The organism is Streptomyces flavofungini, from assembly GCF_030388665.1.
Taxonomy (GTDB): Bacteria; Actinomycetota; Actinomycetes; order Streptomycetales; family Streptomycetaceae; genus Streptomyces; species Streptomyces flavofungini_A.
This window is the reverse complement of record NZ_CP128846.1, coordinates 7265228-7288487: the sequence shown is the minus strand read 5'-3', so window position 1 is coordinate 7288487 and position 23260 is coordinate 7265228. Positions and strand designations below refer to the sequence as shown.

At 73.0% G+C, this 23260-nt stretch carries 21 protein-coding genes and 1 riboswitch; of the genes, 10 read left to right on the top strand and 11 right to left on the bottom strand.

The window, feature by feature from the left end; genetic code table 11:
• From QUY26_RS31220 to QUY26_RS31205, 4 genes are all read right to left on the bottom strand, one after another.
• Window positions 1–684, bottom strand: coding sequence for a DUF6286 domain-containing protein (locus QUY26_RS31220; RefSeq protein ID WP_289952575.1), 684 nt, complete (start codon window positions 682–684; stop codon window positions 1–3).
• Window positions 681–1076 (bottom strand): Asp23/Gls24 family envelope stress response protein, encoded by a 396-nt coding sequence (locus QUY26_RS31215; protein WP_289952573.1) that lies wholly within the window; start codon window positions 1074–1076, stop codon window positions 681–683. The genes QUY26_RS31220 and QUY26_RS31215 overlap by 4 nt, the downstream gene beginning before the upstream one ends.
• Before the next feature lie 3 nt (window positions 1077–1079).
• Window positions 1080–1265: a hypothetical protein gene (locus tag QUY26_RS31210; protein WP_289952572.1), complete on the bottom strand. Its 186-nt coding sequence runs from the start codon at window positions 1263–1265 to the stop codon at window positions 1080–1082.
• Window positions 1266–1473: 208 nt separating this feature from the next.
• Complete coding sequence (locus QUY26_RS31205; RefSeq protein ID WP_289952570.1) at window positions 1474–1959, bottom strand: Asp23/Gls24 family envelope stress response protein; 486 nt, start codon at window positions 1957–1959, stop codon at window positions 1474–1476.
• A 91-nt stretch (window positions 1960–2050) separates the two neighbouring features.
• Here QUY26_RS31205 and QUY26_RS31200 point away from each other — a divergent pair, with 91 nt between their 5' ends.
• Entirely contained in the window at window positions 2051–2881 is an 831-nt protein-coding gene (locus QUY26_RS31200) for a nucleopolyhedrovirus P10 family protein (protein WP_289952568.1), read from the top strand.
• A 39-nt stretch (window positions 2882–2920) separates the two neighbouring features.
• On the opposite strand, the gene QUY26_RS31195 is transcribed toward QUY26_RS31200, so the two are convergent.
• The 3 genes from QUY26_RS31195 to abc-f form a co-directional block, all read right to left on the bottom strand.
• Window positions 2921–3757, bottom strand: coding sequence for an enoyl-CoA hydratase/isomerase family protein (locus QUY26_RS31195; protein ID WP_289952566.1), 837 nt, complete (start codon window positions 3755–3757; stop codon window positions 2921–2923).
• 187 nt (window positions 3758–3944) lie between these two features.
• A complete protein-coding gene (locus QUY26_RS31190; protein ID WP_016645426.1) occupies window positions 3945–4166 on the bottom strand; it encodes a helix-turn-helix domain-containing protein in 222 nt (73 codons plus the stop codon).
• A gap of 413 nt (window positions 4167–4579) precedes the next feature.
• Window positions 4580–6178 (bottom strand): ribosomal protection-like ABC-F family protein, encoded by a 1599-nt coding sequence (gene abc-f / locus QUY26_RS31185; protein ID WP_289952564.1) that lies wholly within the window; start codon window positions 6176–6178, stop codon window positions 4580–4582.
• 779 nt (window positions 6179–6957) lie between these two features.
• Here abc-f and ypfJ point away from each other — a divergent pair.
• Together ypfJ and QUY26_RS31175 are read left to right on the top strand one after the other, a co-directional pair.
• Window positions 6958–7845, top strand: a complete 888-nt coding sequence (ypfJ, locus tag QUY26_RS31180; RefSeq protein ID WP_289952563.1) for a KPN_02809 family neutral zinc metallopeptidase — start codon at window positions 6958–6960, stop codon at window positions 7843–7845.
• A 94-nt stretch (window positions 7846–7939) separates the two neighbouring features.
• Window positions 7940–8353, top strand: a complete 414-nt coding sequence (locus tag QUY26_RS31175) for a VOC family protein (RefSeq protein WP_289952561.1) — start codon at window positions 7940–7942, stop codon at window positions 8351–8353.
• Window positions 8354–8383: 30 nt separating this feature from the next.
• On the opposite strand, the gene QUY26_RS31170 is transcribed toward QUY26_RS31175, so the two are convergent.
• From QUY26_RS31170 to QUY26_RS31160, 3 genes are all read right to left on the bottom strand, one after another.
• Window positions 8384–10114 carry a hypothetical protein gene (locus QUY26_RS31170; RefSeq protein ID WP_289952560.1) on the bottom strand — a complete coding sequence of 577 codons (1731 nt, stop codon included), beginning with the start codon at window positions 10112–10114 and terminating at the stop codon, window positions 8384–8386.
• Between the two features lie 121 nt (window positions 10115–10235).
• On the bottom strand, window positions 10236–11372 hold the full coding sequence (locus QUY26_RS31165) for an alpha/beta hydrolase (protein ID WP_289952557.1): 1137 nt from the start codon (window positions 11370–11372) through the stop codon (window positions 10236–10238).
• A 162-nt stretch (window positions 11373–11534) separates the two neighbouring features.
• Entirely contained in the window at window positions 11535–12239 is a 705-nt protein-coding gene (locus QUY26_RS31160) for a class II aldolase/adducin family protein (RefSeq protein WP_289952556.1), read from the bottom strand.
• A 438-nt stretch (window positions 12240–12677) separates the two neighbouring features.
• Here QUY26_RS31160 and QUY26_RS31155 point away from each other — a divergent pair, with 438 nt between their 5' ends.
• From QUY26_RS31155 to QUY26_RS31140, 4 genes are all read left to right on the top strand, one after another.
• A complete protein-coding gene (locus QUY26_RS31155; protein WP_289952554.1) occupies window positions 12678–13946 on the top strand; it encodes an inorganic phosphate transporter in 1269 nt (422 codons plus the stop codon).
• 12 nt (window positions 13947–13958) lie between these two features.
• Entirely contained in the window at window positions 13959–14195 is a 237-nt protein-coding gene (locus tag QUY26_RS31150; RefSeq protein ID WP_289952553.1) for a hypothetical protein, read from the top strand.
• 366 nt (window positions 14196–14561) lie between these two features.
• Window positions 14562–15419 (top strand): helix-turn-helix domain-containing protein, encoded by an 858-nt coding sequence (locus QUY26_RS31145; RefSeq protein WP_289952552.1) that lies wholly within the window; start codon window positions 14562–14564, stop codon window positions 15417–15419.
• A 42-nt stretch (window positions 15420–15461) separates the two neighbouring features.
• Window positions 15462–16043: a hypothetical protein gene (locus QUY26_RS31140; RefSeq protein WP_289952550.1), complete on the top strand. Its 582-nt coding sequence runs from the start codon at window positions 15462–15464 to the stop codon at window positions 16041–16043.
• Window positions 16044–16300: 257 nt separating this feature from the next.
• On the opposite strand, the gene QUY26_RS31135 is transcribed toward QUY26_RS31140, so the two are convergent.
• The gene (locus QUY26_RS31135; RefSeq protein ID WP_289952547.1) at window positions 16301–16507 is read right to left on the bottom strand and encodes a DUF397 domain-containing protein; all 207 of its coding nucleotides are present in this window, start codon (window positions 16505–16507) and stop codon (window positions 16301–16303) included.
• A 216-nt stretch (window positions 16508–16723) separates the two neighbouring features.
• Window positions 16724–16873: riboswitch (cobalamin riboswitch) on the top strand.
• A 123-nt stretch (window positions 16874–16996) separates the two neighbouring features.
• Here QUY26_RS31135 and QUY26_RS31130 point away from each other — a divergent pair.
• Genes QUY26_RS31130 through cobN form a run of 3 tightly spaced genes read left to right on the top strand, consistent with a single transcriptional unit; the run spans window position 16997 to window position 23141 of the window.
• Entirely contained in the window at window positions 16997–17989 is a 993-nt protein-coding gene (locus QUY26_RS31130) for a cobalamin biosynthesis protein (protein ID WP_289952544.1), read from the top strand.
• Window positions 17986–19494 (top strand): cobyric acid synthase, encoded by a 1509-nt coding sequence (locus tag QUY26_RS31125; RefSeq protein ID WP_289952542.1) that lies wholly within the window; start codon window positions 17986–17988, stop codon window positions 19492–19494. Before QUY26_RS31130 ends, QUY26_RS31125 begins: the two co-directional genes overlap by 4 nt.
• Complete coding sequence (gene cobN / locus QUY26_RS31120; protein ID WP_289952541.1) at window positions 19491–23141, top strand: cobaltochelatase subunit CobN; 3651 nt, start codon at window positions 19491–19493, stop codon at window positions 23139–23141. The genes QUY26_RS31125 and cobN overlap by 4 nt, the downstream gene beginning before the upstream one ends.
• The last annotated feature ends 119 nt before the right edge of the window (window positions 23142–23260 follow it).

Here is a 23260-nt window from a genome sequence, read left to right as displayed (position 1 = left end):
TCACCCCTTCCGGCCCGGCCGCGCCACCCGCACGGACAGCGCGGGCGGCCTGCCGAGCCCGAGGTCGTGGATGGCGTCGGCGAGGGCGGCGTCCAAGTCGCCGCGTACGTCGTCGAGTTCACGGAAGTGCGAGACGGCCCGCACGTCCGCCTTGGAGCGGCTCATGCGGACGCGTACCGACCGTACGCCCGACACGTCCATGGCCCGGTCCCGCAGGGCCGTCGCGGCGGCGCCCCGGTCGAGCCCGGCCCGCACGTCGGCGTGGGTGCGCCGCATCGGGAGCAGGGCGCGAAGACCGGGCGTCACGGCGAGGACGAGAAGCCAGAGGCCGACGGCGGCGGCCGCGGCGGCGCCGGCGAGCACCGCGGTGCTGTCGAGGGGCCGTTCGGCCAGCTCGCGGGCGAGGTCGCGGCGCCACCGCATCGCGGGGTGGTCGGCGCGCACGGCGACGATGTCGTACAGGAGCAGCCCGGCCCCGCCGAGGATCAGCAGCGCGAGCAGCCCCGCGGGCACGCGCCGCGCCGACCAGAAGCGGGGGGAGCCGTCCTCGTCGCCGAGGGTGGGCAGCGGCTGGTAGGCGGCCGCGGACGCGGACTGGTCGAGTTCGGGTTCGGCGCGCTCGATGACGGGCACGGCCTCGCCCTGTTTGGTCAGGTCGGTTCCGCCGGTCCGGGGTTCGCTCATCGGGTCCTCCCCTGCGCCGCGGCCCGCGCCTGCGCCGAGTGCAACCGCTCCACCTGGACCGCGACCTCGGGCACTTCCATGCCCGCCAACGCCTTTACCCGTTCGACGACCCGGTGACGCACCGCGCCGCACTGGCGGCCGATGTCGCTGGGGTAGTCGAGTTCGACGCTGACGCGGACGCGCGCGCTCCCGTGCGGGGTCTCGCCCGACCGGGCGGAGCCGCCGGCCGGGGGCCGCACGCTCACGGTGGCGTGCGGCGGAGCCGCCTCCTCGGGCAGCACGGGCAGCGCCTCACGGGCCGCGCGTGCGGCGATCTTCGCGACGACGCGGTCGGCGATCCGGGTCGCGCCGCGCTCGCCGGGCGGTACCTGCCCCACGACGTCGGCGGCCACCGCTCAGCGCCGCCGGTCGCCGCGGGTGCGGAAGAAGTCCCCCGGCTCCAGGTCCCCTTCCAGGAACCGCCCGGCCACGAACCCGATGGCGCCCAGGGCGGCCACCAGGAGGAAGGCCCCGAACCCGCCGAAGTACCCGGCGAATCCGAGGGCCATTCCGGCGATCATGCCGATCACGGCAAAGCTCATCGTGCGCTCCTTCGCTCCTGCGCGCCTCGTGCTCCCCGGCGTCCGCGCCCGCCGCCGCGTCCGCCCCGTGCTTCTCGCATACCCAGGCCGCGCGGCGGGACCGCCTCACCGCGGGCGCGGAACACCCGCGGTGTACGGCACGCGGCCAAGGGCCACGCTCGGGCCTCACCCGCGGGCGCGAACGGCCCGCCGCCGCGGGCAGCCGCTCCTATTGAAGCCGTGACGCCTGCTCGTCGTCCTCGTCGTCCGGCAGCTTCACATCGCTCACCGCGATGTTCACCTCGACGACCTCAAGGCCCGTCATCCGTTCGACAGCGGCGACGACGTTCTCGCGTACGTCCCGGGCGACATCGGCGATCGAGACGCCGTAGTCGACGACGATCTCCAGGTCGAGGGCCGTCTGCACCTCCCCGACCTCGGCCTTCACTCCGCGCGTGACCGACTTCGAGCTGCCGGGCACCCGGTCCCGCACGGCCCCGAAGGTCCGCGCGAGGCCACCGCCCATCGCGTGCACGCCGACCACGTCGCGGGCGGCGAGGCCCGCGATCTTCTCGACCACACCGTCGGCGATGCTGGTGCGCCCGCGCGTCGCGGGGTCGCCTCCCCCACGCCGTGCCGTGCCGCCCGTCCCGTGATCGTCGGGCGACTCCTTCGCGAGCGTCTGGGACGTCGTGCGCTCTCCGGTGTCGGTCATCGCGTGGTCCTTTTCAGCAGGGGATCTGCTCTTTCGTCCACACTAAGCGCGGCCCGGGACCGGCGCGCCCTGGATGCGGCACGCTGGACCCATGACGGGTGACGGTTGGACCTCGGCGGTACGACGCCAACTCGGCCTCGGCCGGATGCTCCCCTTGGGCGGGCCGGGTGACGGCGCCTGGCTCGCGGAGTCGGCGGCGCGTTCGGTGCTGCGCGACTCGGCCGCGCGGGTGGTGGGGGCCCGTGTGACCCGCCTGCGGGTGTCCCTCGCGGAGCCGCACGCCGCACCGCTCTCTCCGGACGCGTACGTCTCCGCGGTGCCGTCGCCGCCGAGCGCGCTGGCGCCGGGGCCGCTGCGGATCAGCGCGGAGTTCCAGGCCGCGACGGCCGAGCCGCTGGCCACGGCCGCGGACCGGCTGCGCGCGGCGCTCGGCTCGGCCGCGGCGGAGCGGCTGGGCCTGGTGGTGACGGAGGTGGACCTGCGGATCACGGGGCTGATCGAGGGGGACGCCGCGCCGGGGGACGTGACGCCAGAGGACCCCGTGCCCGCGAGGGCGGTGTCCGGGGGCACGCCCTCGGCGGATGCCCTCTCGGCCGGCGACGACGCGGTCGCAGGACCCGCCGCTCCTCGCCCCGGCCGCGGGGACGAACCGTCGGCCGACGACGAGGAGCGCGTGGCTCGGGCCGTCCTCGCGGTGCCGGGCGTGACGCGGCTGGCGGGTGTCCTCGGCGGCCCGGCCCGGGCCGTTCACTTCGAGGAGCACGAGGCGCCGCTCACGCTGCCGCGCCGCCACGTCCGGGTGGAGCTGGCGGCGGACGCCCGGCACCGCACCCTGGACGTGGCCCGCGCGGTCCGCGCGGCCGTCGCCAAGTCCCTGCCGGACCGGCCGTCGGTGGCGGTCCTGGTCACAGCGGTGGGCTGACGCCCAGGGACCCCCGAGGGCCTGTCCGGCCGGGCAGCCCTAATCCCCGATGCCCGCCAGGTCCCGCAGCCTGCGTGCCTGCGCGGCCCGTTCGGCTTGGCGCTGTTCCTCGTACGAGCGTCCGACGGCGCCCTGAAGGAGCGCCTTGGTCTCGATGACCGCGTCGCGCGGCGCGGCGAGCAGCGCGGCGGCCAAGTCCCGTGCGGCGGCGTCGAGTTGGTCGCCGGGCACGACGAGGTTGGCGAGGCCGATGCGCTCGGCCTCGACGGCATGGACGAAGCGGCCCGTGGCGCAGATCTCCAGGGCGCGGGCGTACCCGACGAGGGAGACCAGCGGGTGGGTGCCGGTGAGGTCGGGCACCAGACCGAGGCTGGTCTCGCGCATGGCGAACTGCGCGTCGTCGGCGGCGACCCGAAGGTCGCAGGCGAGGGCGAGCTGGAACCCGGCACCGATCGCATGCCCCTGGACGGCGGCGATGGACACGAGGTCGCCGCGCCGCCACCAGGTGAAGGCGTCCTGGTACTCGGCGATGGTCGCGTCGAGTTCGTCGTCCGCGCCGCGTGCCAGGTCGATGAAGGACGGTTCGCCGTCGAAGCCCTCGGGCGTGAACGCCTGCCGGTCGAGGCCCGCGGAGAAGGACTTGCCCTCTCCGCGCAGCAGCACCACGCGGACGCTGCCGGGCAGCACCCGGCCGGCCTCGGTCAACGCCCGCCACAGCGCGGGAGATTGGGCGTTGCGCTTGGCCGCGTTGGTCAGCGTCACCGTGGCGACGGCCTCGTCGACCGTGAGGCGTACGCCGTCCCGGTCGAGGACCGGCGCCGTCGTGCTCGGGACGCTCGGACCGCTCTCGGGCGAATCGCTGTCGGGCGAAGCCATCAGTGCCTCCGGGTGGGTGCAGTCATGGTGGACACACGCGGGTCAGCGCCCTGGCGGACGCGTGTCGGCGCGCCCTGCGGGCACGGACACGCCCACAAGTGACTGCACAGTAACCACCCGGTCGATCAGCCGATCGACCGGGTGGCCACATCGGACCACCCGGAGCCGGACGGCCGCGGGAAGTCGGCTAGCTGGAAGCGGCCTTCTTGCCTCGCGTTGCCCCGCCGCGTCCCCGCAGCGTGACTCCGGACTCACTGAGCATCCGGTGGACGAACCCGTAGCTACGGCCGGTCTCCTCGGCCAACGCCCGGATGCTCGCACCACCGTCGTACTTCTTCTTCAGGTCTGCCGCGAGCTTGTCGCGCGCGGCGCCGGTAACCCGGCTGCCCTTCTTCAGAGTCTCGGCCACCCGTGCCTCCTCATGGGAAGTGCGCTCTGGACTTCTCATGATCACCCCTTCCGAGCCTCCTGGCCACCCATTCGGCAAGGTCCATGCGACTTGATTCGCCGGGAGTCAAGCGGCCATCACGAGCGGAATTAACGATTCCGCACGTCGCGGGACGTACCGCCGAATGGGTTCTGCAAGGAAGTGGCAGGTCAGCGCCGTGCCGAGGAAAGGCGGGCCTGCGGGTCCCATGGGACGGAGAAATCCGTGTATGCCACACCTCGGTACGAGGACGCCTCACACAGATGAAGGATCACGGATCGGCCGAATGATCCATACGCAGTGGATCAGTCATTCGATCACATCCGATGGACCCCGGACGGGGGTCTTCCGGACCCGCCCGGCAAGCGCCCGGGGCGGGCCCGACCGGGGGATCGTCAGGCGAGAGCCACCAGGTCGGCGTAGTCCGCGCCCCACAGGTCCTCGACGCCGTCCGGGAGCAGAATGATCCGCTCCGGCTGCAGTGCCTCGACGGCGCCCTCGTCGTGCGTGACAAGGACGACGGCGCCCTTGTAGGTGCGCAGGGCGCCCAGGATCTCCTCGCGGCTCGCCGGGTCGAGGTTGTTCGTGGGCTCGTCGAGCAGGAGCACGTTCGCGGAGGAGACGACGAGGGTCGCGAGCGCGAGCCGGGTCTTCTCACCGCCGGAGAGCACGCCCGCGGGCTTGTCGACGTCGTCTCCGGAGAACAGGAAGGAGCCGAGCGTCTTGCGCACCTCGACCAGGTCGAGGTCGGGCGCCGCGGAGCGCATGTTCTCCAGGACCGTGCGCTCGGGGTCGAGGGTCTCGTGCTCCTGGGCGTAGTACCCGAGCTTGAGGCCGTGACCCTCGACGACCTGGCCGGTGTCGGGTTTCTCGACGCCGCCGAGCAGCCGCAGGAGGGTCGTCTTGCCCGCGCCGTTGAGGCCGAGGATGACGACGCGCGAACCCTTGTCGATGGCCAGGTCCACATCGGTGAAGATCTCGAGGGAGCCGTACGACTTGGACAGGCCCTCGGCGGTCAGGGGCGTCTTGCCGCAGGGCGAGGGCTCGGGGAAGCGCAGCTTGGCGACCTTGTCGCTCTGGCGCACCTCTTCGAGACCCGCGAGGAGCTTGTCGGCGCGACGGGCCATGTTCTGCGCGGCGACGGTCTTGGTGGCCTTGGCGCGCATCTTGTCGGCCTGCGAGTGCAGGGCCGCGGCCTTCTTCTCGGCGTTCTGACGCTCGCGCTTGCGGCGCTTCTCGTCCGACTCGCGCTGCTGCTGGTAGAGCTTCCAGCCCATGTTGTAGACGTCGATGGCGGCGCGGTTGGCGTCCAGGTAGAAGACCTTGTTGACGACCGTCTCGACGAGGTCGACGTCGTGGGAGATCACGATGAAGCCGCCGCGGTACGTCTTCAGGTAGTCGCGCAGCCAGACGATGGAGTCGGCGTCGAGGTGGTTCGTCGGCTCGTCGAGGAGCAGCGTGTCGGCGTCCGAGAAGAGGATGCGGGCCAGCTCGATGCGGCGGCGCTGACCGCCGGAGAGCGTGTGCAGGGGCTGGCCGAGCACGCGGTCCGGGAGGTTCAGGGCGGCGGCGATGGTGGCGGCCTCGGCCTCGGCGGCGTACCCGCCCTTGGTGAGGAACTCCGTCTCCTGGCGCTCGTACTGCTTGAGGGCCTTCTCGCGGGTGGCGCCCGAGCCGTTCGCGATGCGCTGTTCGTTCTCGCGCATCTTGCGGATGAGGACGTCGAGGCCGCGCGCGGACAGGACGCGGTCGCGGGCGAGGACGTCGAGGTCGCCCGTGCGCGGGTCCTGCGGGAGATAGCCGACCTCTCCGGAGCGGCTGATCGTGCCGCCCGCCGGCGTGCCCTCACCGGCCAGGCACTTCGTGAGCGTCGTCTTGCCCGCGCCGTTGCGGCCGACGAGGCCGACGCGGTCGCCCTTGGCGATGCGGAACGAGGCGTTCTCGATGAGGATGCGGGCGCCGGCACGCAGCTCGATACCGGAGGCGGTGATCACGGGTCAGACTCCTGGACAGGGGATATGGACGGCTGGAGGAAGGCAAGGACGATGCACGATGCGTTGTCGCGCGGAGCGCGCCGCTCAGCCGTCTAATGCAGCAGGAGAATGGCCATGGGCCAATTCTAACGGGGCGCCGCAACCGCTTTTCCGGCGCGGCCCCCGGCGGCCCGGCCGGAGCCGTCCACGGCGACCAGCTGCGCGGTCCACGCCGTCGCGCGGTCGCGGCAGGGCTGGGCGACCAGGAGCGTGCCGCCGCGACGGGGGGCCGGGCCGGTGAGGCGCGGGGATCCTGCCGGGCGGGTCTCCGGGTGGTCTTCGGCGTAGTGCCGGGCTGCCGGGTGGGGCGTTGTGGTCGGCTTCAGTGCCTCGGTACGGCTTTGCGGAACGGTCGGGGCGGGCGGTCCGGTCGGCACGGTGGTCGTGGGGCCGCGGTCACGGGCCCTGTCGCCGTAGGCCCTGTCGCCGTAGGCCCTGTCGCCGTAGGACCTGCGGTGGCGGGACCTGTGGTCATGGCGCCCCTCGCTCCTCCGGCAGCGGCAGCGGTACCCCTGGCCACGGATCAGGCGCAGAGCGTAACCGCGGCGCTCGGCGGCAGGGGTCCGGAGGTGGGCGCGACACGGCGGGGCAGGGGGGCGTAGCCCGTTCGGACCTCTGTCCGGCGCCGGGTGGTGGGGGGCGTACCAGGATGAAGTGGCCGGGGTCCGGCGCGGGTGGCGGAGCGTCGTCCCGCAGGTGAGGCAGCGCGGCTCGTACGCGAGGCAGAGGGTGGTGCGCCCATGCAGTTCGACGACGACGCGAATCTTGACTCCTCGGAGGTGCGGGATGTGCGCGGCAGCCGCGTCCCCGGGGGCAAGGCGACCATCGGCGGCGGCGTCGCCGGTCTGGTCGCGCTGCTCCTCGGTCTCTTCTTCGGCGTGGGTCCGGACCAGCTCGGTCTGACGGACGGCGGCGAGGAGCCCGCGGCCTCGTCCTCCTCGCTCGCCGAGGTCAAGCGGAGCTGCCACACGGGCAAGGACGCGAACGCCCGCGAGGACTGCCGCGTCCTCGCGGTCGTCAACAGCGTCCAGGACTACTGGCGCCAGGAGTTCCCGCGCCGCCAGGGCCAGTACGCGTCCGCGCAGACCGTGTTCTTCACCGGCCGCGTCGGCACGGCGTGCGGCGCGGCGTCGTCGGCGGTCGGGCCCTTCTACTGCCCCGGCGACCGGAGGGTCTACCTGGACCTCGGGTTCTTCGAGGAGCTGCGGACGAAGTTCGGCTCCAGCGGCGGCCCGTTCGCGCAGGCGTACGTCGTGGCGCACGAGTACGGGCACCACGTGCAGAACCTGATGGGCACGCTGGGCCGGGCGCAGGACGGCCGCACGGGCGAGGGCAGCAACGCCGTCCGCGTCGAGCTCCAGGCCGACTGCTACGCGGGGGTGTGGGCGCACCACGCCACGCGGACGCCCGACGAGGAGGGCAGGCCGGTGATCAAGAAGCTGACGGACGACGACATCCGGGACGGCCTGGACGCGGCGGCGGCGGTCGGCGACGACCGGATCCAGGAGCGCTTCCAGGGCCGGGTAACCCCCGAGTCCTGGACGCACGGCTCGGCGAAGCAGCGCCAGGACTGGTTCTACCAGGGCTTCCGCACCGGCGACATGGCGCGGTGCAACACCTTCCGCTGAGTGTCGCGGCGGGCCCGGCGGGCGGTCCCGGGCCGTTGTCAGACCCGGGTGCCAGACTGTGGAACAGGTCACGTCGAACGAAGGAGTGATCGCCATGGCAGGCGCTGCCAGGGGACGTCCGAGCATCTTCCCGACGTTGTCGTACGCGGACGCCAAGGCCGCGATCAAGGAGCTCACGGAGGCCTTCGGCTTCACGGAGACGAGTGTGTACGAGAGCGAGGACGGCACGGTCCTGCACGCCGAACTCGCGCACGGCAACGGCGCGGTGATGCTGGGCTCCAAGAGCCGCGGCGGGCTGTTCGCCGAGGCGATGAAGGACGCGGGCCCGACCGCGACGTACGTCGTGGTGGACGACGTCGACGCCCATCACCAGCGTGCCGTGGAGCACGGCGCGGACATCCTGATGCCTCCGACGGACCAGGACTACGGCTCGCGGGACTACATGGCGCGGGACGCGGAGGGCAACATCTGGAGCTTCGGTACGTACGCCCCGGAGATACCCGGCTGACCCGCCCCGGGCACGGGGCGGGCGCGGCCCTCACATGCCGCCGGTGTGCACCTGGAACGCCGCCCGGCGCACGGCCTTGGCGAGTGCCGGGTCCGGATGGGCCGCGGCGAGCGCGACGAGGACCTGCACGGTGCGCGGATGACCGACGGTGCGCACCTCGTCGAGGAGCGCGGGCACAGTGGGCTGCGGCGCCGACTCCAGGTGGCGCACGAGCAGTTCGGCCTCGCCGTGGTCGGCGACGGCCGCCGCCGTGTCGACCCACAGCCAGGTGGACTCCGCCCGGGTCAGGACGAGATGGACGTCCTCGGGGTCGGTGCCCTCGTGCTCGGCGAGCCACAGCAGGGCGTAGGGCCTGAGCGAGGCCACGTCGACGACGGCGCGGACGTCCGGCTCGGCCGGGGCGCCGACGACCCGCAGGGCCTCGAAGGCGAGGCCGCGCAGCAGGGCGTCCTCGCCCCGTGCGGCGTCGAGGAGTTCGGTGACGGCGGTGCCCGTGTCCCGTGCGGCGAGCCAGGCGCGGTACTCGGCGCGGGCCGCGTTGGGCCGCAGCCGGGCACAGCCCCGGAGCATGTCCTCGGCGGACTGCTCGATGTGCCCTGCCGGGCTCTGCGCGGCCACGCAGATCCGCTCCAGCTTGACCCACACCGCCCAACTGCCCAGGGGGGTGAGGGTGGCCTGGCCGTCGGCGCAGGTGAGGGCGCCCACGGCGGACAGGGCGTTCAGCGCCCAGTCGAGCAGGGCGGGCAGCGGGGCCTTTGCCGCGGAGTCGTCGGGCTCGGTGAGGCCGGCGGGTCCGGCGGGTCCGGTGGGGCCCGAGGTGCCGGAGGGGCCGGTGGCGGGCGCGGTGGTCGGGGCTGCGGGGGACAGGGGTGCGGCAGCCGGAGGCGGGACCGCTTCCTGGTGCGGCGCGGGCCGGGACGAGGGCTCGGGCTCCGCCCGCGGTCCGTACGGGATCTCGCAGCGCTCCGTGCGCAGTTCCCGGACACGCTGGTCCAAGAGGTCGAGGAGCTGCGGCACAGGGACGGGGCCCGCCGAGAGCTGGAGGAAGGAGAGCAGCTGAGGGACGGCCTCGACGACCTCCGCGACGGGGGCGGGCGGCAGTTCGGCGGGGGCCGGGCGGACGAGCGACCAGGCGTCGAACAGGGCGACCCAGCCGCGCAGGACCGCGGCGTCGTCCCGGTCCCAGGCGCGCAGCCGCCAGCCGGGGCGCGCGGTGCCGCCGTGCACCTCGACGAGTCCGGCGAGGCGGGCGGTGTCCCAGTCGGCGCGGACCTGGTGGACCGTCATGTCCAGTTCGGCGGCGGCACGCTCGGCGGTGGCGTCGGAGAGGGTGCCGCCGGCCCCTTTGCCCGTCCCGGCGTCGGCGTCGGCGTTCGGTCCGGCCTTCGGGTCGGCTCCCGTACGGCCGTCCTTGCCGCTGCCGCCGCCCTTCGCGGTGCCGTTCGTGGCGCCCGTCGTAGGGGCGCCCCTGCCCGCCGCGCGCAGAGGGCCGGTGTCGGGGCGCAGGGCGTGGTCGGCCCAGCGGGCGACGCGGACGGCGCTCGCCAGGCCCGCGCGGGCCATGCGGGCCAGTTCGGCGGGGGCGGGTGTGCCCTCCGGCGGTGGGGGCGCGGGACGGCGCGAGCGGCGCTGGGTCACCGCGCCGGGGGCGCCGAGGGAGCCGCGTGCTCGGCCGCGCTCGGCCTCCGCTCGCCTTTCGGCCCTCGGGGACGGTGTGCGGACGAGGTGGAGCCGGGAGTCGCGCGGGATACGGGACGTCACAGGAGCAGTCTTCCTGTTGACGGTCCGAAAACCCAAACGGAATCCCGTCGGCAGCCCGGCGGGCGGGCCCGACGGCGATCGCGGAGCGTCAGGCCCAGGGGTGAGGAGGGGTCCGCATCGGCTACATCAAGGGGGTGAGGAAGCGGCGCAGCGCCTCTTCGTACCGTGCGGGATCGGCGTTCCACATGGCGCCGTGGGGCGCATCCGGAACGGTGTGCAGGGTGACGAGGTCAGGTCGTTTTCCAGCCAGTCTCCGGGACAGTGCCCAGGGGGCGACGGTGTCGCCGGGGCCGTGCAGGAGGAGGGTCGGCACCCGCAGGGCTGCGGGGTCGGCGGCGTCGGGGATGCGGTCGCCGCGCAGCCCGGTGCGGCCCTGGGCGGCGCGCACGGCCAGCGGGAGCAGCGGTCCTGGGGTGCGCCGGGCGGTGGCGAGGGCGCGCAGCGTGGCCTCCCAGTCGAGCACGGGCGAGTCCAGGACCAGGCCCTTGACGCGGTCGCGCAGGGCGGAGCGGGCGGCGGCGTGCAGGGCCATCGAGGCGCCGGTGGACCAGCCGTACAGGACGACGTCGCGGGCTCCGTAGCGCACGGCGTAGCGGATGGCGGCGTCCAGGTCGCGCCATTCGGTCTCGCCGAGGTGGCCGAGACCGTCCGGCGGGCGGGGCGCGCCCAGGTCGCCGCGGTAGGCGAGGTCGAGCACCGGCAGCTGCTGGCGGCGCAGGAAGTCCATGACGACCATCGGGTGCTCGCGGGTGGTGCCGAGGCCGTGCACGGTGATCACCCAGGTGTCGCGGGCGCCGGGCACGAACCAGGCGGGCAGCGGACCCAGTTCGCCGGGGACGTCGACGTCGGCGTGGTCGATGCCGAGGGCGCCGCGCGGGTCGCCGATGTGGACCTGCGGCGTGAGCCAGACCCGGGTGCCGGGCTCCAGGGTGCCGTGGGTGACGCGTTCCAGTCGGCGTACGACGGTGTCGGCCTCGTGCGGGGCGGCGTCGAGGACCGGGCCGACGACGGCGTGGCAGCCGTTGCCGCTCAGGCCGTACAGGCCGGGTCGCCGGGAGGCCAGGGAGCGGGTGAGGGCGATCTGTCCGGCGGCCGTGGAGTGCACGGTCAGGCGTGGTTCCGTCGGCAGGGGGCGGCCCGCGGGGGCCTTCAGGGCGGCGTCGCTGGCGTAGCGCCCGGCCGCGATGGCCAGGGCGGTGGCGCCTAGGACGGCGGTTGCGGTGGTGACGGCTGCGGTCGTCGCTTTGACAGGGCGCACCCCCACAGTGTCTGCGGGGTTGGGGGAGGCGGCCAGTGGGCGACGGCGCGGGAGTGCCCTCCGCACGGGGGCACCGACCGGTCTCGGCCGGTAGGTACTCCCCCGGCCCGCCGAGCCGGCACCTCCACCGCGGGCCGCACCCACCTCACACCATCGGCGGGTTCAGCCCTCGTCCGCCGCCCCGGGCCCCCGCTGCCCGTACCCCTTCAACTTCCGCCCCGCCTCGCTCACCCGTTCCGCGGACAGGATGCTCGGGGTGCGGCCGGGCGCCGAGGTCGCGGTCAGCCACACGCGGCACATCCACTCCAGTTGGGCGGTGCGGTCGAAGGCCTGGGAGAGGGAGGCTCCGTAGGCGACCGTGCCGTGGTTCTGGAGCAGGCAGGCCGTGCGGTCGCGCAGGGCGTGGAGCATGTTCTCGGCGAGCTCGTCGGTGCCGTAGAGGGCGTAGGGGGCGACGCGGACGGGGCCGCCGAGGGCGGCGGTCATGTAGTGGATGGGCGGGAGTTCCGGTACGAGGGTGGAGACGGCGGTGGCGTGCACGGCGTGGGTGTGGACGACGGCTCCGGCGTCGGTGGCGCGGTAGATCGCCAGGTGCATGGGCAGCTCGCTGGTGGGGCCGAGCGTGCCGAGGAGCCGTTCGCCGTCCAGGTCGACGCCGAGGACGTCCGCGGGCGTCAGCTCGTCGTACGGGACGCCGCTCGGGGTGACGAGGACGGTGTCGCCGACCCGCACGGAGACATTGCCGGAGGTGCCGACGACCAGGCCGTCCGTGACGGTCCTGCGGGCGGTCGCGACCAGCTCGTCCCAGGCCCGCGCGACCGCCTCGCGCCCCGCGTCCGCAGTGGTGTGGTGCCGCTGCTCAGTCATGCGGCGATCCTGCCAGAGGGCGCGCCCGCAGGGACCGGGTGATCGCGGCGTCCGGGCTTCGGCGCGGGCCATGGAATGGAATGGGGGGAGTCCGTGGAGCCTTGGAACACGGCACCGCCACACGGCTGGAGGTTTGAGACCTTCGGACGGCGTGACGGGGGCATCGGCGCCGACAGGTGATCAGGATCTCTTCTGCGGACCGACGGCCCAGCTCAGTGGTTCGAACGGGGGTCGCCCGAAAGGACCACGGACGGCCTAATTCCGGGCCCACCACGGGCCCTCGCCGAGGCCCCGCCGTCCGAGCGGGTGTATGCCGAAAGGATGTGGAGTGACGGCATCCCGGTTCGAGTCACCGTGCGGCCCGACCCAGTTCACTTTCCGTTCATCCAGCTTGCCTACGTTCCACGAGCCACTGACGTCCAACAGAAGCCTGGGTAAATGGAACACATCACGCTTCTCCTCGGGATCGTGATCGTTACCGCTCTCGTGTTCGATTTCACGAACGGTTTCCACGACACAGCCAACGCGATGGCGACGACCATCTCGACCGGCGCTCTCAAGCCCAAGACGGCGGTGGCCATGTCCGCCGTGCTGAACCTCGTCGGAGCGTTCCTCTCCGTCGAAGTCGCCAAGACGATCTCCGGCGGCATCATCAATGAAGACGGTCTCAAGACCGAAGTGATCTTCGCGGCCCTGGTGGGCGCGATCCTCTGGAACCTGTTGACCTGGCTGCTCGGCCTGCCGTCCAGTTCCTCCCACGCCCTGTTCGGCGGCCTGATCGGCGCCGCCGTGATGTCGATGGGCTGGTCTTCGGTGAACGGCGGCACGGTCGTCACCAAGGTGCTGCTGCCCGCGGTCGCCGCCCCGCTCGTCGCCGGCATCGCGGCGACGCTCGCCACCCGGCTGACGTACAAGCTCAGCAGCCGTACGGACGAGAAGGCGACCTCGAAGGGCTACCGCGCCGGGCAGATCGCCTCGGCCGGACTCGTCTCGCTCGCCCACGGCACGAACGACGCCCAGAAGACGATGGGCATCATCACGCTGGCCCTGATCACCGGCGGTGTGCTCAACCCGGGCGCGAACCCCCCGATGTGGGTCATCGTCTCCGCCGGTGTCGCCATCGCGCTCGGTACGTACCTGGGCGGCTGGCGCATCATCCGCACCATGGGCAAGGGCCTCACCGAGCTGGCGCCGCCGCAGGGCTTCGCGGCGCAGACGTCCGCGGCGACGGCCATCCTCGCCTCCTCGCACATCGGCTTCTCCCTCTCCACCACCCAGGTCTGCTCCGGCGCCGTGATGGGCGCGGGCCTCGGCCGCAAGGGCGGCGTGGTCCGCTGGTCCACCGCGACCCGGATGTTCGTGGCGTGGGGCCTGACGCTGCCGGCCGCCGGTCTGGTCGGCGCGGGCGCCGAGCTCCTCACCAAGCAGGGCACCTGGGGCATCGCCACCACGGCCGCGCTCCTGGTCGGCGGCTCCGCCCTCATCTGGTCGCTGTCGCGCCGCCAGCCGGTCGACCACACGAACGTCACGGCCGACGAGATCGGCACCCCCGGCGCCGCCGAGCCCGCGGGCGTCGTGACCACCGCCATCGCCGCCGTCACCCCGCCCCCGGCGGGCCCGGTGGCCGCGAGCACCGCGGCCCCCGCGGCCGACGGCGTCGCACCCGCCCCCTCCGTGGCGGACTCCGCCCGGCCCGCCACGGTGTAAGGAAGAAGCAGCATGAAGATCGACTGGGCAGCTCTCGGCTCCGTCTTCGGAGTCAGCCTCGTGGTGACCGTCGCCCTCGTGGGCCTGTTCACCCTCGGCATCGTCGGCCTCTCCAAGCAGGAGCAGGCGCGGACCGCGCAGGCGAACGGGAGCTCCGCATCCGCGCTCCCCGCGCGCGTGGGCGCGTACGCGTGCTTCGCGCTCTGCGCGGGCGCGGTGGCGTACGGGATCTCGCTGATCGTCGCCTGACACGTCCGGTCGCCGCACGACGGCGTGCGACCCGGACCCACAGCACAAGCCCTGGGGGACGACCGCGTCGGTCGCCCCCCAGGGCTTTCGCATCCCAGGGCCCGGCCCACGGCGCGACAGGGAAGATCGGAAGCGCGCATCACCGTATCTCCCTGATCAGGACGCGCCCCCACTCGCTCAAGTTCGATTAGACATATGGCATACTGGGTAGCAGCTGTCTGCTAGGGTCGGCCGCACATATGTCAGACAGAGCGGCTGCGCTGCGCTGCACGGCGGAGGGCCAGTCTTCGTTAGGCATACCTTCTCACCGCTGCCCTTCGCACGGCTTCATGGCGAGCTGACTCCTGGTCGTAGTGAAGGAGCCTCATGCCCAGCGAAGTAGACCCGAGCCTGAATCGCCGTAAGCTCCGCATCGCCCTGCGCAAGGCCCGTGAGGAGGCCGGGCAGACCCAGGGCGGGGCAGCAGCCGATCTCGAATGGTCCTTGTCGAAGCTGAACCGCATCGAAAAGGGCACTGTCAGCGTCTCGGTGACAGATCTTCGGGCGCTGCTGCGTCAGTACGGCGTGGACGACGAGGAAAGGGTGACCGAGCTGGTCTCCGCCGCCCGCGGCTCGAAGGGCCAGTCGTGGTGGGTGCAGTGGTCGGACATCGCGAACCCCCGGTTCACCGAGTACCTCCCCTTCGAGGCCGCCGCGGACTCACTGCGCACGTACCACCCGATCATCATGCCCGGCCTCCTGCACACCGAGGAGTACGCGGACGCCCTGGCCACTCCTGACGTCGTCGACCCTGGTACCCGCCGCCGCCTCGTGGAGTTCCGCACGGCCCGCCAGGAGCGGGTCTTCGACGAGAGCGGGATCGACGACCTCCACTTCGTCGTCGACGAGTCGGCGCTGCACCGGCAGATCGGGGGGCCCGCGGTGATGCGCGCGCAACTGCAGCGGCTCATCGAGGTCGCCGAGCACCCCCGCACCACCCTCCAGGTCCTGCCCTACACGGCGGGGGCGCTGCTGAGCACGCAGAACGCGTTCGTGCTCCTCGGCTTCAAGGACGACGACGACCTGATCTACCTGGAGAGCGCCCAGTCCGTCGTCGCCACCCGGGACGACTACGAGATGGTCGCCAACTTCCAGGACTGCTTCGAGCAACTGCGGCAGATCGCCTACAGCGACGACCGCGCGATCGACCTGATCAACCAGGTCAAGGAAGGCTTCGCAGGCTGATTCCGGAGCCGTCCGCTCCGGGACGAGGGGAGGGCTGGCACGATGCTGGTCGTCACGTTATTACGGTGGCTGTCGCGCTGCCTGACGGCCTCAGACACCAGGAACCCCGCCGACCCCGCTCCCCCCGTCGGCGCCACGGGCCCCGACGGGGGCCCGGCCGCCGATCCCCTGGACGGCGGCGAGCCCGTCCCCGCCGAACCCACCGCCCCCTCCTCCCAGCTCCACGACCTCTTCAGAGAGGGGATGAAGGATCCGGCGTTCGCCCGCGAACTGGACCGTCTCCTCCACAGCGAGCACCAGCGGAGCCTGCACACACAGGAGCAGCAGACACTGAGTTTCCTGGCGAAGGCCGGTTGCGTGTCGGTGTGCCTCGCTGTGGTCGTCGTGGCGCTGGTGCCGGCCGGGATCCTCGCCCAGGGCGTCGTCGTACGCCACGACATCGACCCCTGGCACTTCGTCGTCGCGCTGGCGGGCGGCTGCGGACTGCTGACAGCCGCGGTGGGATGGCTCGTTCGGACCCTGCGCCGCGGTCGCCGGCAGGAGTCGGCTGCTACGACCGGCGCCGGCCCTCCGGCTGACGGAGCGTCCGCGGACGGTCCCGCTCCACGCGCCGGCGCGGGATGAGCGGCGTGAACTCCCACACGGCCCCCGCCCCCGCCGCCACGACCGCGGCCGTCGCCAGCCAGACCGCGAGCCGGACGTGGAGCCCTTCCACGAGGAGGGAGGCGAGAGCGCCCGCGGCCACCGCGACAGCGCCACTGAGCGCGCAGTACAGCACGAAGACGAAGCGCCGGGCGGGCCCTGCGGCATGCCGGCTCAGCGGCAGTTGCCTGCTCTCAACCCCCATGGTCTCCAGCCTTTCGTGCGCACGCTGGGACAGCTCACTTCCCCCCGACTCTCCCCGAGGCCACCCCCCTGACAAACGCGCGCCACGCCGTCGGCGTCACGTTCATGTGCCCTTCGTCGCGGTGATTCGAGTCACGGACCCACACCGCACCGGCCGGGTGCGCCACTTCCACGCATTCGCCGCCCGTCACGGTGTAACTGCTCTTGAACCACTGCACTGCCGGTAAGTACTCGTCGGCCACACCGCCCCCTTGCCTGCTGCCGTCACGAGAGTCGGACGGTGCCGGGGCCCGGCGGCAGTCGACCGCGCCCTGCCGGGTTCGCGTTCCGCGTCGCTCTCCTGCTGTCATGTTCAAGCTTACGGAGAGTGGTTGCGTCCGCCTAGCCGTAAACCGGCCCTGGCCGCAGGTCCATGTGGGCCTCCGCACACACTCCCGTCGCAGGTCAACAGCGAGTTGACGGGCGTCGCGGGCCATGGTGGACTGCCGGAGCCATTTACGGCGGCAGGAGAGGAAGCCGGTGCGAATCCGGCGCGGTCCCGCCACTGTCACCGGGTGATCCGACGATCCCCGGGAGCCAGGAACTCTCGCCGCCGGTCTCGTCGAACCAGGGCGCGGAAACCCTGAGTGAGGACATATCGCCATGCGCGGCCGCCCGTTGCCGTCCCCTGCCCCGCCCGGGGCCCCGTCGCGGCCGAGAGCCCCGCACCGCGTATCGGCGGGCTGACTCCCATGTGTGCCGATCGCGACTACGCGTACGGCGCCGCCGCCGGACTCCTCGGTGACCTGCTGCTCGGCGATCCTCGCCGGGGCCATCCGGTCGCCGCGTTCGGGCGTGCGGCGGGGGCCGTCGAGCGGGTCCTGTGGCGCGACCACCGCGGGTGGGGCGCGCTGCACACCCTGGTGTGCGCCGGGGGTGCCGTCGGCGCCGGTGCGCTCGCCTCCTTCGCCGCACGCCGGTCGCGTGCCGCTTCCGTCGGGCTGACCGCCGCCGCGACCTGGGCCGTCGTCGGCGGGACCTCGCTGGGGCGGGAGGCCCGCGCCATCGGGGGCGCCCTCGCCGCGGGGGACGTGGAGGTCGCCCGGGAGCGGCTGCCTCATCTGTGCGGGCGTGACCCCGAGGCGCTGGACGCCGACGGGATCGCCCGTGCCGTCGTGGAGTCCGTCGCCGAGAACACCTCCGACGCCGTCGTGGGGGCGTTGGTGTGGGGGGCCGTCGGGGGCGTGCCGGGGCTTGTGGGGTTCCGGGCCGTGAACACGCTCGACGCGATGGTCGGGCACCGGTCTTCGCGGTATCTCCGGTACGGGTGGGCCTCCGCCCGGCTCGACGATGTCGCCGGGTGGCCGGGGGCTCGGCTCACCGCTGCGCTCGCCGTGGTCGCCGGGGGGTCTCCTCGGGGGGCGGTGCGGGCGTGGCATGCCGATGCCTCGAAGCATCCGAGCCCCAACGCCGGGGTCGTCGAGGCCTCGTTCGCGGGGGCGTTGGGGGTGCGGCTCGGGGGCACGCTGGCCTACGCGGGGCGCGTGGAGCACCGACCTGTTCTCAACGGCGGGGGGCGCTCCGTCGCCGTGGGGGACATCGAGCGGGCTGTGAAGTTGTCCCGGCGGGTCGGGTGGCTCGCCCTGGGTGTGGCGGTCGCCGTCGACCTTGCCCGGGGTGCGCGTGCGACCAAGCGGTGCCCGGCAGCGCAGGGGAAGTCGCAGCGGATCGGCGGTGGGACATGAGCGGTGGGCTGCTTGTCGCCGGGACCACCTCCGATGCCGGGAAGAGTGTCGTCACCGCCGGGATCTGCCGGTGGCTCGCCCGCAAGGGCGTCTCCGTCGCGCCTTTCAAGGCGCAGAACATGTCCCTGAACTCGTTCGTCACCCGGGAAGGGGCCGAGATCGGGCGGGCGCAGGCCATGCAGGCGCAGGCCGCGCGGGTGGAGCCCAGCGCGCTGATGAACCCCGTGCTGCTGAAGCCGGGGAGCGACCGGTCGAGTCAGGTCGTGCTCATGGGGAAGCCGGTGGGCGAGATGAGTGCCCGGGGCTATCACGGGGGCCGGCAGGAGGCACTGCTCGACACCGTCGTGGGATGCCTGGCGCAGCTTCGGGGCACGTATGACGCCGTGATCTGCGAAGGGGCGGGGAGTCCCGCCGAGATCAACCTCCGGCGCACCGACATCGTGAACATGGGGATCGCGCGGGCCGCCCGCTTCCCGGTCGTGGTGGTCGGGGACATCGACCGCGGGGGTGTGTTCGCCTCGTTCTTCGGGACCGTGGCGCTGCTGAGCCCGGCCGACCAGGAGCTCGTCGCGGGCTTCCTCGTCAACAAGTTCCGCGGAGACGTGTCGCTGCTCGAACCCGGGCTCGACATGCTGCGCGACCTCACCGGGCGGCCGACCCTCGGCGTACTGCCGTTCCGGCACGGGCTCGGCATCGACGAGGAGGACGGGCTGAGGGTCTCGCTGCGCGGGGCCGTCCGGGAGTCCGTCGTGGCGGCGCCCGTCGGCGAGGACGTGCTGCGCGTCGCCGTGTGCGCGGTGCCGCTGATGTCCAACTTCACCGACGTGGACGCGCTCGCCGCCGAACCCGGCGTCGTGGTGCGGTTCGTGGACCGGGCCGAGGAGCTCGTCGACGCGGACCTCGTCGTCGTACCGGGCACGCGCGGGACCGTGCGCGCCCTTCAGTGGCTGCGCGAGCGCGGGCTCGCGGACGCGCTCGCGCGGCGGGCCGCCGAGGGGCGGCCCGTCCTCGGGATCTGCGGCGGCTTCCAGGTGCTCGGCGAGCGGATCCAGGACGACGTCGAGTCGCGGGCCGGGACCGTGGACGGGCTCGGGCTGCTGCCCGTGCGCGTCACCTTCCGGCGCGAGAAGACCCTGGCCCGGCCCGTCGGCGAGGCCCTCGGCGAGCACGTCGAGGGGTACGAGATCCATCACGGCGTCGCCGAAGTCCTGGGCGGGGACCCCTTCCTGGACGGGTGCCGGGTGGGGGCCGTGTGGGGCACCCACTGGCACGGGTCGCTGGAGAGCGACGCGTTCCGGCGCCGCTTCCTCACCGAGGTCGCGCGCGCCGCGGGCCGCCGCTTCGTGCCCGCGCCCGACACCGGCTTCGCCGCCCTGCGCGAGGAACAGCTCGACCTCCTCGGCGACCTCATCGAAGAACACGCGGACACCGACGCGCTGCTGCGCCTGATCGAGACCGGCGCTCCGTCCGGTCTCCCCTTCATCGCACCGGGGGCACCCTCATGACCGTCCTTCTCCTGTCCACCGCCGACACGGACCTGCTCGCCGCCCGCGCCTCCGACGCGCCCTACCGCATCGCCAACCCGACCCGCGTCGACGTGCGCGAGGAACTGCCCGCGCTCCTCGACGGCGCGGACATCGCCGTCGTACGCCTCCTCGGTGGCAAGCGCGCCTGGGAGGACGGGCTCGCCGCGCTGAAGGCGGCCGGGATCCCGACCGTGCTGCTCGGCGGCGAGTCCGTGCCCGACGCCGAGCTGATGGCCGAGTCGTCGGTGCCCGCCGGCGTCGTCGCCGAGGCGCTGCGCTATCTCGTCGAGGGCGGGCCCGCCAACTTCGTGGAGCTGGAGCGGTTCCTGTCCGACACCGTGCTCCTGACCGGCCACGGCTTCGCCGAGCCGGTGAAGATGCCCGAGTACGGGGTGCACGGGGAGCGCGCGCACGTGGAGGGGCGCCCGACCGTCGGCGTGCTCTTCTACCGCGCGCACCAGCTGTCGGGGAACACCGCGTTCGTGGACACGCTGTGCGACGCCATCGAGGCCAAGGGCGCCAACGCCCTCGCTGTGTACTGCGGTTCGCTGCGCGGCGCCGACTCCGGGCTGTACGAGATCCTCGGGCGGGCCGACGTCCTCGTCGCCACCGTCCTCGCCGCGGGCGGCACCCACGCCTCCGACGCCAGCGCGGGAGGCGACGAGGAGGCCTGGGACATCGGCGCCCTGGCCGACCTCGACATCCCCGTCCTCCAAGGCCTGTGCCTCACCTCGTCGCGCGCCGCCTGGCAGGACTCCGACGCCGCCCTCTCCCCCATGGACGCCGCCATGCAGGTGGCGATCCCCGAGTTCGACGGCCGCGTCATCACCGTGCCGTTCAGCTTCAAGGAGCAGGGCCCCGACGACGTCCCCGTGTACGTCGCCGACCCCGAGCGGGCCGCGCGCGTCGCCGGAATCGCCGTCCGCCACGGCGCGCTGCGGCACAAGCCCAACGCCGAGAAGCGGCTCGGCCTGGTCTTCACCGCGTACCCGACCAAGCACAGCCGGGTCGGCAACGCCGTCGGCCTCGACACCCCCGCCTCCGCCGTGCGCGTCCTCGACGCCCTGCGGGACGCGGGCTACGTCGTCGAGGGCCACCCCGACAACGGCGACGAGCTGATCCACACCCTCATCAACGCCGGTGGCCACGACGTCGAATGGCTCACCGAGGAGCAGCTCGCCGCCGCCCCCGCGCGCGTACCGCTCGCCGACTACCAGGCGTGGTTCAGCGCCCTCGACCCCGAGCTGCGCGACGGCATGCTGGAGGCCTGGGGCGAGCCGCCGGGCAGCCTCTACGTCGACGGCGGCGACATCGTGCTCGCCTCGCTCCGGTTCGGGAACGTCGTCGTGATGATCCAGCCGCCGCGCGGCTTCGGCGAGAACCCCATCGCGATCTACCACGACCCGGACATGCCGCCGTCCCACCACTACATGGCCGCGTACCGCTGGCTCGACCGCACTTTCGGCGCCGACGCCATCGTGCACATGGGCAAGCACGGCACCATGGAGTGGCTGCCCGGCAAGGGCCTCGGGCTCAGCGGTGGCTGCGCGCCGGACGCCGTGCTCGGCGACCTGCCGCTCGTCTACCCCTTCATCGTCAACGACCCCGGCGAGGGCACCCAGGCCAAGCGGCGCGGGCACGCCACCGTCGTGGACCACCTGGTGCCTCCGATGGCGCGCGCCGACACCTACGGGGACCTGGCCAAGCTGGAGCAACTCCTCGACGAGTACGCCCTGGTGAGCGACCTCGACCCGGTCAAGGCACCGGCCGTGCGGGCGCAGATCTGGACGCTGGTGAAGGCCGCGGAGCTGCACCACGACCTGCACGTCGACGACCAGCCGGACGACGACGACTTCGACGAGTTCGTCATGCACATCGACGGCTATCTGTGCGAGATCAAGGACGTGCAGATCCGCGACGGCCTGCACATCCTCGGCGGCGGGCCCGTCGGCGAGGCGCGCGTCAACCTCGTCCTCGCGGTGCTTCGCGCCTCGCAGGTGTGGGGCGGTGCCGCCAACGCGCTGCCGGGGCTTCGGGCCTGTCTCGCGGAGCACTTCGGCCTGGACGAGAAGGAACTCCTCGGCGAGCCGGGCGCGGCGGTGAAGGTCGCCGACGGTCTCACGGCTCTGGTGGACGGGCCCGCCCGGACCGCCGCCGACGCCATCGACCTCCTCGAACAGCTGTGCCGCCGCCTCGCCGAAGGCATGGAGGAGCGCGGCTGGGACCTCGCCGCCGTGCGCGGACTGGTCCGCGACGTCATCGGCGTCGAGCTGCCGCCCGCCGTCGCCGTCCTCGGCTTCGCCTGCGAGGAGGTCGTGCCCCGGCTCGCCCGCACCACCGACGAGATCGGGCACATCCTGCGCGCCCTCAACGGCGGCTACGTCCCCGCGGGCCCTTCGGGCTCCCCCACGCGCGGCCTCGTCAACGTCCTGCCGACCGGCCGCAACTTCTACTCCGTCGACCCCAAGGCCATCCCGTCCAGGCTGAGCTGGGAGGTCGGACAGTCCCTCGCCGACTCGCTCATCGCGCGCTATCTGGCCGACACCGGCGCGTACCCGAAGTCCGTGGGCCTGACCGTGTGGGGCACCTCCGCCATGCGCACCCAGGGCGACGACATCGCCGAGATCCTCGCGCTGCTCGGCTGCCGGCCCGTGTGGGACGACGCGTCGCGCCGCGTCACGGGCTTCGAGATCGTGCCCGTCGCCGAGCTGGGGCGGCCCCGCATCGACGTGACCGTCCGCATCTCCGGCTTCTTCCGCGACGCGTTCCCGCACGTCGTGGGACTGATCGACGACGCCGTGCGGGCGGTCGCCGAGCTGGACGAGGCTCCGGACCAGAACTACGTACGCGCCCACGTCGACGAGGACGCCGCCGAGCACGGCGACAGGCGGCGCGCCACCGCCCGCATCTTCGGCTCCAAGCCCGGCGCGTACGGGGCGGGGCTGCTGCCGCTCATCGACGCCCGCAACTGGCGCTCCGACGCCGATCTGGCCGAGGTGTACGCGGTGTGGGGCGGCTACGCCTACGGGCGGGGGCTCGACGGGCGGGCCGCCCGGGGGGACATGGAGACGGCGTTCCGGCGGATCGCTGTGGCGGCGAAAAATGTCGACACGCGTGAGCACGATCTGGTCGACGCCGACGACTACTTCCAGTACCACGGCGGGATGGTCGCCATGGTGCGGCATCTGACCGGTGAGTCGCCCGAGGCGTACGTCGGGGACTCGGCCGTGCCCGATCAGGTGAAGACGCGGACGTTGGGGGAAGAGACCCACCGGGTCTTCCGGGCTCGCGTCGTCAATCCGCGGTGGATGGCCGCGATGCGGCGGCACGGGTACAAGGGGGCCTTCGAGATGGCGGCCACCGTGGACTATCTGTTCGGGTACGACGCGACCGCGGGTGTCGTGGACGACTGGATGTACGAGAAGTTGTCGGCGGAGTACGTGTTCGACCCGGAGAACCGAGCCTTCATGGAGAAGTCCAACCCGTGGGCGCTGCGGGGGATTTCCGAGCGGTTGCTGGAGGCGGCGGAGCGGGGGCTCTGGGCGGAGCCGGACGCGGAGACGTTGGAGCGGTTGCGGGCCACTTATCTGGAGCTTGAGGGGCAGCTTGAAGGGGGTGCGGAGTGAGGCCCTGCGGGGCGTTCCCCAGTCCCGCCCCTTCCCGAAACCGAGGGCTCCGCCCCCGGACCCCCGTATCGCCGCTGCGCGGCTCGTCCTCAAACGCCGGACGGGCTGAATCGTCGCCG